Origin of the sequence: Pluralibacter sp. (genome assembly GCF_019237635.1) — a bacterium.
Lineage (GTDB): Bacteria > Pseudomonadota > Gammaproteobacteria > Enterobacterales > Enterobacteriaceae > Enterobacter_B.
In genome coordinates this window covers 1-6,764 of the sequence record NZ_JAFAGS010000073.1, presented here as the reverse complement: position 1 = coordinate 6,764, position 6,764 = coordinate 1, and the positions used below count along the sequence as shown (strand labels likewise).

Below are 6,764 nucleotides of genomic sequence, written 5' to 3'. Positions count from 1 at the left end.
CGGTGCGGGAACGACAAGCTGACCGTTGCGGCGGTCGAGCACGAAGATGTTGCCGGTTTTCGCCGGGGCATAGATAACCGGTACGGTTTTGCCGTCGATGGTGATATCTGCAAGCGTCGGCTGCGACGGCTGGTCCATATCCCACAGGTCATGGTGCACCGTCTGGTAGCTCCAGACGAGCTTACCGGTCGTCGCATTCAGCGCCACAATCGCGCTGGCGTAGCGCTCCTGCTCCGGCGTGCGGTTGCCGCCCCAGATATCCGGCGTGGTGACGCCCATCGGCAGGTACACGAGATCCAGTTTGGCGTCATACGCCGCTGGCGCCCAGGAATTCGGCGAGTTCAGGGTGAAGTGGTGCTCATCTTGCGGGATAGCATTCGGATCTTTTGCACCTGGATCGAAGGCCCACAGCAGTTTGCCGGTATTCACATCGAAGCCGCGGATGACGCCGGACGGTTCGCGGGTGGAGAAGTTATCGGTGACGGCGCCTGCAATCACAATGACCTTATCGGTGACGATGGGCGGCGAGGTCGGTTCATACATGCCCGGTGTGGTGACCGGCATGCTGGTTTGCAGATTGAGGATACCTTTGTTGGCAAAGGTTTCGCACGGCTTGCCGGTTTGCGCGTTCAGCGCGAACAGGCGGCCATCGTTGACCGGCAGCAGGATACGACGCGGGCAATCGGCAACCACGTCCGCTGGCGCGTTATCCGCAGTGGCGTCGTGGTAAGAGACGCCGCGGCAGGTCACGTGCTGGAAGCTCGGGTCGGCGTTCAGTTGCGGGTCGAAGCGCCATTTCTCTTTCCCGGTGGCGGCATCCAGCGCGAACAGGCGCTGATGGGCTGAGCAGAGATACAGCATGTCGCCGATTTTAATCGGCGTGACTTCGTTGGTGATTTCACCGGGATCGTTCGGGCCCTTCAGGTCGCCGGTACGAAATACCCACGCCTCTTTCAACTGATGCACGTTATCGGCCGTTACCTGCTTAAGCGGCGACCAGCGCTGGCCTTCCTGATTACGGCCATAGGCAGGCCAGTCGCTGTCGGCCACCTCAGAGATAGGGGCTGCCGGTGCGATATCGGTGCTCAGCGTACCGTTAATTTCCTGCGGGTCATGAAAGCCTGCCCAGGTAAGAATACCGCCGCTGAAGAGCAGCACGACAACCAGCGCGCCAACCGCGCCGGCGGAAGGCGTCTGCAGACGGCGCCAGACGAACGGCAGGATAAGCCAGATGCCGAAGAACACCAGGATATCGCTGCGCGGCGTCAGCGCCCAGAAGTCAAAGCCGACCTCCCAGACGCCCCAGATCATGGTTGCCAGTAGCAGCAACGCATATACCCACAGGGCCGCGCGCTTGCCGCGCCACAGCATGGCGGTCACGCCAAGCATCACCAGGCCCGTGATGGGGTAGTACCAGGAGCCGCCGAGGGAAACCAGCCAGGCTCCGCCGATAAACAGATACAGCCCACAAAAAGCGGCGAACAGCGCCGTCAGCTTCACCAGAAGCCCGGACTGTTGCGGTTTTATTACTGCCATAGAAAACACCACTCAACTTGTTAATTTTTTAATAGCAATTAATTATATGATTTAACAAATGTGATCGGTATCACAAATATTGCCTTATTAACTCATCCACCGAAAAAATCGTTTTGCTGGTATAATACGGGGCTTGCCGATCAATGCTGTGGGATAGCTTTCCCGGTGTTGAGAGATGTATCTCTGAAATCAAGTGGTTAGTTTTATGAAACATACTGTTGAAGTGATGATCCCGGAAGCGGAGATCAAAGCACGTATCGCCGAATTAGGTCGTCAGATTACTGAGCGTTATAAAGACAGCGGCAGCGACATGGTGCTGGTGGGGTTACTGCGCGGTTCATTCATGTTTATGGCCGACCTGTGCCGTGAAATTCACGTCTCCCATGAAGTCGATTTTATGACGGCCTCCAGCTACGGCAGCGGTATGTCGACGACGCGCGATGTAAAAATCCTCAAGGATCTGGATGAAGATATCCGGGGTAAAGACGTGCTGATCGTTGAAGATATTATCGACTCCGGCAACACGCTGTCGAAAGTGCGTGAGATCCTGAGCCTGCGTGAACCGAAGTCGCTGGCTATTTGTACGCTGCTGGACAAACCGTCCCGCCGTGAAGTGAATGTGCCAGTCGAATATATTGGTTTTTCCATCCCGGACGAATTCGTGGTGGGTTACGGTATCGACTATGCGCAGCGCTATCGCCATCTGCCGTATATCGGCAAAGTGGTTCTGCTGGACGAGTAAGCGCAAAAAAGCCGGGTGGCGATGACGCCTGACCCGGCCTGTATCATTTGTCGCCCCGGTAAGCGTAGCGCTACCGGGGTTTTTATTTGCTACTTGTGATTAATATGCTTGGTGTGCAGGTTAGAGATACCTTTACGGTAACGCTGCTCCAGGGTTTCGCGGTTGGTTGCGGTCACGTCGAGATCGCGCAGCAAACCGTCATGAATCCCGTACGCCCAGCCGTGAATTGTCACCTTCTGACCGCGTTTCCAGGCGGACTGCATGATGGTGGAGTGGCCCAGGTTGTAGACCTGCTCCATCACGTTCAGCTCGCACAGGGTATCCAGGCGACGTTCCTGCGGCATTTCGCCGAGCAGCGAGCTATGCTTGAACCAGATATCGCGGATGTGCAGCAGCCAGTTGTCGATAAGCCCCAGCTCCGGGTTCTCAACGGCCGCCTGAACGCCGCCGCAGCCGTAGTGGCCGCAGATAATAATATGCTCGACTTCCAGAACATCAACGGCATACTGCACCACTGACAGACAGTTGAGGTCGGTGTGAATCACCAGGTTGGCCACGTTGCGGTGAACGAACAGTTCGCCCGGCTCCAGACCCGTCAAACGTTCGGCGGGGACGCGGCTGTCGGAACATCCAATCCATAGAAAGCGCGGTTTCTGTGCTTGCGCCAGTTTCTCAAAAAATCCGGGATCCTCTTCTACCAGCATCTTTGACCATAGTGCATTGTTGCTGATGAGTGTATCTATGTCATTCATGGAGGTTAGCGACCTGTAACCAAGTTAGTGCGTTGCGCTAATATAGGTCAACTCGGCTTTATTTAAAACCACACATCGATTGCAAGATTTTTAAAAGAGAGTTTTTAATGACCATTGCACTGGAATTAAAACAGCTTAAAAAGACCTACCCGGGCGGGGTTCAGGCGCTGCGTGGTATCGATCTGAGCGTTGAGGCCGGCGATTTTTATGCGCTTCTGGGGCCAAACGGCGCGGGTAAATCCACCACCATCGGTATCATCAGCTCGCTGGTCAATAAATCCTCCGGGACGGTGAACGTCTTCGGCTATGACCTTGATAAAGATGTGGTCAACGCCAAGCGCCAACTGGGGCTGGTGCCGCAGGAATTTAACTTCAACCCGTTTGAGACGGTACAGCAGATCGTTGTCAACCAGGCGGGTTACTACGGCGTGGAGCGTCGCGAGGCGGTTACGCGCAGCGAAAAGTATTTAAAACAGCTCGATCTGTGGGAAAAACGCAATGAACGTGCGCGAATGCTGTCCGGTGGGATGAAGCGCCGTCTGATGATTGCCCGCGCGCTGATGCACGAGCCGAAACTGCTGATTCTTGACGAGCCGACGGCAGGGGTGGATATCGAATTACGCCGCTCAATGTGGGGGTTCCTGAAAGATCTTAATGACAAAGGCACCACAATTATTCTTACCACGCACTATCTGGAAGAGGCGGAGATGCTGTGCCGCAACATCGGCATCATCCAGCACGGCGAGCTGGTGGAGAATACCTCGATGAAGAATTTGCTCTCCAAGCTGAAATCAGAAACCTTCATCCTCGATCTGGCGCCGAAAAGCCCGCTACCGCAGCTGGAAGGCTATCAATACCGTCTGGTGGATACCTCTACGCTTGAGGTGGAAGTGCTGCGCGAGCAGGGCATCAACAGCGTGTTCAGCCAACTGAGCGAGCAGGGCGTGCAGATACTCAGTATGCGCAACAAGGCCAACCGCCTGGAAGAGCTGTTCGTTACGCTGGTGAACAATAAGAAAGGAGAGCAGGCATGATGCAGCTTTATTGGGTCGCGCTGAAAAGCATCTGGACCAAAGAGATCCACCGCTTTATGCGCATCTGGATACAAACGCTGGTGCCGCCGGTGATCACGATGACGCTCTACTTCATCATCTTCGGCAACCTGATCGGCTCGCGCATCGGCGAGATGCATGGTTTTAGCTACATGCAGTTCATCGTCCCGGGGCTGATTATGATGGCGGTGATCACCAACGCCTATGCCAACGTGGCGTCGTCATTTTTTAGCGCCAAGTTCCAGCGCAATATCGAAGAGCTGCTGGTGGCGCCGGTGCCGACGCACGTGATTATCGCCGGTTACGTCGGCGGCGGCGTGGCGCGCGGCCTGTGTGTGGGTATTCTTGTCACGGCGATATCGCTGTTCTTTGTCCCGTTCCAGGTGCATTCGTGGCTGTTCGTCGCCCTGACGCTGCTGATGACGGCGGTGCTGTTCTCGCTGGCGGGGCTGCTTAACGCCGTCTTTGCCAAGACGTTCGATGATATCAGCCTGATCCCGACCTTCGTCCTGACGCCGCTGACCTATCTCGGCGGGGTGTTCTACTCGCTGACGCTGCTGCCGCCGTTCTGGCAGGCGCTGTCGCACTTAAACCCGATTGTCTACATGATTAGCGGCTTCCGCTTTGGCTTCCTCGGGATCAGTGATGTACCGTTGTTCACCACGGTCGCGGTACTGGCGGTGTTTATCGTCGCGTTTTATCTATTGTGCTGGTATCTGATCCAGCGTGGTCGCGGGTTGCGTACCTGAAGAACGTCTTCAGCCGTATGCCGGATAAGCGTCGCGCTATCCGGCATCAGCAGCCTCTGGCACCCACAGCAAAAAAATCCCGCTTTTGTTCTGCGGCATGACCTGTATGCGAATTAACCATTGGTATTGATAGCGCTTTTGTTACAATACAAACTGATTCATCCCGACGGTTAAAAACGCATGCTGATTCGCGTGGTTTTCTCTCTCCTGTTGCTCCTCTCCGGCAGCGCTAGCGCCAGCCTGCTTAGCCAGCAAGGGCAGCCCGCCCGCTATATGCAAACGACGGAAGACGCTATTATCTGGGCGCAGGTGGGTCACGACGTCGTCACTGTCGGTAACGTGCGAGCCGGGCAAATTCTGGCCGTGGTGTCGGCGCAGACCGATTATTATGAATTCAACTTTGGCTTCGGCACCGGATTCATTGATAAAGGGCATCTTGAGCCGGTACAGGGGAAGCAGCGTGTCGAAGATAATCTGGGCGACCTGAATAAACCGTTAAGCAATCAGAACCTGATAACCTGGCGCGATACCCCAGTCTATAACGCGCCGGATGTCGGCAGCGCGCCCTTTGGCACGCTGGCGAATAACCTGCGCTATCCGATTATTGGCAAGCTCAAAGATCGCCTGAATCAGACCTGGTATCAGATTCGTATCGGCAACCGCCTGGCGTGGATTAGCAGCCTCGACGCTCAGCCCGATAACGGCATACCGGTGCTGACCTACCACCACATTTTGCGCGATGAAGAGAACACCCGTTTTCGCCATACCTCCACGACCACGTCGGTGCGCGCGTTCAGCAACCAGATGACGTGGCTGCGCGACCAGGGGTACACCACCCTCAACATGTATCAACTGGAAGGGTATGTGCGTAATAAAATAAATCTGCCCGCCAGGGCGGTGGTGATTACTTTTGACGATGGTCTGAAGTCGGTGAATCGCTATGCCTGGCCCATTCTCCGGGCGTATGGTTTCAAGGCTACCGCCTTTATTATTTCGTCACGTATTAAGCGCCACCCGCAGAAATGGGAGCCGAAAACGCTGCAGTTTATGAGCGTTTCGGAGCTAAAAGAGATTCAGGACGTATTTGACGTACAGTCGCACACCCACTTTCTGCATCGTGTGGATGCGGATCACCGGCCGATTCTGCTCAGCCGTAACTACCACAATATTCTGTTCGACTTCGAGCGCTCAAGGCGCGCGCTGTCGCAGTTTAATCCGCATGTGCTGTATCTTTCGTATCCGTTTGGCGGCTATAACGCCACGGCCATTCAGGCGGCTAATAATGCCGGGTTCCATATGGCGGTGACGACGGTACAAGGGAAGGTGAAGCCGGGGGATAATCCGTTCTTACTGAAGCGGTTGTATATCTTAAGAACGGATTCGCTGGAGACGATGTCGCGGCTGGTCAGCAACCAGCCGCAGGGATGACCGCTTTACGCGACCTGAACCGGAATGGCTTTTGCGGTGCGCTTCATTTCGTTGTCGCCTTCGAAATAGGCGACGTTCGGCCGCCAGGTGCGCGCTTCTTCATCCGTCATGGTAACGAAGCTTGCGATAATCACGATGTCGCCGACGCTGGCGCAGTGTGCGGCTGCGCCGTTAACGGAGATGATTTTAGAACCACGTTCCGCCGCGATGGCGTAGGTTGAAAAACGTTTGCCGTTGTTCACATTCCAGATATCAATGGCTTCGTTTTCCAGAATCCCGGCGGCGTCGAGAAAATCCTGATCGATGGCGCAGGAACCTTCATAGTGCAGGTCCGCCTGAGTCACTTTCACGCGGTGGAGCTTGCCCTGCAGCATAGTGCGAATCATAACTTTACCTTTACATTCCCGGTGCTTAGCCGGTGGCGCTCTGCCTGCCCGGCCTGTGTAAAACCCGGCAGGCGAGAGCGTGCCGCCGGGCGTGTTTCAGGGCAGTATTGCCCGTTTTG

General features: G+C 55.5%; 6 protein-coding genes and 1 pseudogene. 4 read left to right on the top strand and 3 right to left on the bottom strand.

What is annotated here, in order from left to right; all coding sequences use genetic code 11:
• Positions 1–1,536, bottom strand: a pseudogene (locus tag JO226_RS08910) (membrane-bound PQQ-dependent dehydrogenase, glucose/quinate/shikimate family); the annotation flags it as partial.
• A gap of 205 nt (positions 1,537–1,741) precedes the next feature.
• On the opposite strand from JO226_RS08910, the gene hpt reads away from it, so the two are divergent.
• On the top strand, positions 1,742–2,278 hold the full coding sequence (gene hpt / locus JO226_RS08905; protein ID WP_293547538.1) for a hypoxanthine phosphoribosyltransferase: 537 nt from the start codon (positions 1,742–1,744) through the stop codon (positions 2,276–2,278).
• Positions 2,279–2,367: 89 nt separating this feature from the next.
• Here hpt and can read toward each other — a convergent pair whose 3' ends face one another.
• Positions 2,368–3,030: a carbonate dehydratase gene (gene can, locus JO226_RS08900; protein WP_293547535.1), complete on the bottom strand. Its 663-nt coding sequence runs from the start codon at positions 3,028–3,030 to the stop codon at positions 2,368–2,370.
• A 107-nt stretch (positions 3,031–3,137) separates the two neighbouring features.
• Here can and JO226_RS08895 point away from each other — a divergent pair, with 107 nt between their 5' ends.
• From JO226_RS08895 to JO226_RS08885, 3 genes are all read left to right on the top strand, one after another.
• Positions 3,138–4,064 carry an ABC transporter ATP-binding protein gene (locus JO226_RS08895; RefSeq protein ID WP_293547532.1) on the top strand — a complete coding sequence of 309 codons (927 nt, stop codon included), beginning with the start codon at positions 3,138–3,140 and terminating at the stop codon, positions 4,062–4,064.
• Positions 4,061–4,831 (top strand): ABC transporter permease, encoded by a 771-nt coding sequence (locus JO226_RS08890; RefSeq protein ID WP_293547529.1) that lies wholly within the window; start codon positions 4,061–4,063, stop codon positions 4,829–4,831. The genes JO226_RS08895 and JO226_RS08890 overlap by 4 nt, the downstream gene beginning before the upstream one ends.
• A gap of 180 nt (positions 4,832–5,011) precedes the next feature.
• On the top strand, positions 5,012–6,259 hold the full coding sequence (locus JO226_RS08885) for a polysaccharide deacetylase family protein (protein ID WP_293547526.1): 1,248 nt from the start codon (positions 5,012–5,014) through the stop codon (positions 6,257–6,259).
• Positions 6,260–6,264: 5 nt separating this feature from the next.
• Here the strand turns inward: JO226_RS08885 and panD are convergent, their stop codons facing one another.
• On the bottom strand, positions 6,265–6,645 hold the full coding sequence (gene panD / locus JO226_RS08880; RefSeq protein WP_293547523.1) for an aspartate 1-decarboxylase: 381 nt from the start codon (positions 6,643–6,645) through the stop codon (positions 6,265–6,267).
• Positions 6,646–6,764 lie beyond the last annotated feature (119 nt).

What these genes read in the sequence shown, in the direction of transcription:
- hpt (WP_293547538.1), top strand. Translation starts at nt 1,742, where the DNA reads ATGAAACATACTGTTGAAGTGATGATCCCGGAAGCGGAGATCAAAGCA.
- can (WP_293547535.1), bottom strand. Translation starts at nt 3,030, where the DNA reads ATGAATGACATAGATACACTCATCAGCAACAATGCACTATGGTCAAAG.
- JO226_RS08895 (WP_293547532.1), top strand. Translation starts at nt 3,138, where the DNA reads ATGACCATTGCACTGGAATTAAAACAGCTTAAAAAGACCTACCCGGGC.
- JO226_RS08890 (WP_293547529.1), top strand. Translation starts at nt 4,061, where the DNA reads ATGATGCAGCTTTATTGGGTCGCGCTGAAAAGCATCTGGACCAAAGAG.
- JO226_RS08885 (WP_293547526.1), top strand. Translation starts at nt 5,012, where the DNA reads ATGCTGATTCGCGTGGTTTTCTCTCTCCTGTTGCTCCTCTCCGGCAGC.
- panD (WP_293547523.1), bottom strand. Translation starts at nt 6,645, where the DNA reads ATGATTCGCACTATGCTGCAGGGCAAGCTCCACCGCGTGAAAGTGACT.